The organism is Polaromonas sp. P1_E3, assembly GCF_056405935.1.
In genome coordinates this window covers 1-886 of the sequence record NZ_JBFUBD010000725.1, presented here as the reverse complement: position 1 = coordinate 886, position 886 = coordinate 1, and the positions used below count along the sequence as shown (strand labels likewise).

Sequence of the window (886 nt, the reverse complement as noted above, 5' to 3'; positions counted from 1 at the left end):
GTGGAAGAGATTGCTGAAGTCACCCGCATGGGTGTCGAAGTGGCGGTGGTGATTGGCGGCGGCAACATTTTTCGCGGCGTGGCGGGCGGCTCGGTCGGCATGGACCGCGCCACCGCCGACTACATGGGCATGCTGGCTACCGTAATGAACGCCCTGGCTTTGGGTGACACCATGGACAAGGCCGGGCTCATCGCCCGCGTGATGTCGGCCATCGGCATCGAGCGTGTGGTTGAGCCCTATGTCCGCCCCAAAGCCCTGCAGTACCTCGAAGAGGGCAAGGTCGTCATTTTTGCGGCGGGCACCGGCAATCCGTTTTTCACCACCGACACGGCGGCCGCGCTGCGCGGCGCCGAGATCGGCGCCGAGATCGTGCTCAAGGCCACCAAGGTCGACGGTGTGTACACTGCGGACCCCAAGAAAGATCCCAAGGCCACACGCTACACCAACATCACGTTTGATGAGGCGATGGGCAAAAACCTGGAAGTCATGGATGCCACCGCTTTTGCGTTGTGCCGTGACCAGAAACTCCCCATCAAGGTATTCAGTATTTTCAAGCACGGTGCGCTCAAGCGCGTTGTGCAGGGTGAGGACGAGGGAACCCTGGTTCACGTCTGAGCCGCTGCCGGGCTTGTTCCTTTTCGCTATAAAAATCCGGAGATTCGACCATGAGCATTGTTGAAGTCAAGCAGCTGGCAGAGCAAAAGATGCAGCAGTCCATTGACTCGTTCAAAAATGGCCTGACCAAGATTCGCACAGGACGCGCCAACCCCGGGTTGCTCGATACCGTGCATGTTGACTACTACGGCTCCATGGTGCCGATCAGCCAGGTGGCCAATGTGTCGCTGCTCGACGCTCGCACCATCAGTGTCTCGCCCTGGGAAAAGGG

2 protein-coding genes are annotated in these 886 nt (G+C 59.5%); both read left to right on the top strand.

All coding sequences use genetic code 11. The features are described 5' to 3' along the window. A partial coding sequence (gene pyrH / locus AC1D0Z_RS23085; protein WP_477660458.1) for a UMP kinase occupies window positions 1-615 on the top strand: 615 nt, incomplete at its 5' end. Window positions 616-665: 50 nt separating this feature from the next. Next, a partial coding sequence (locus AC1D0Z_RS23080; RefSeq protein WP_477660457.1) for a ribosome-recycling factor occupies window positions 666-886 on the top strand: 221 nt, incomplete at its 3' end.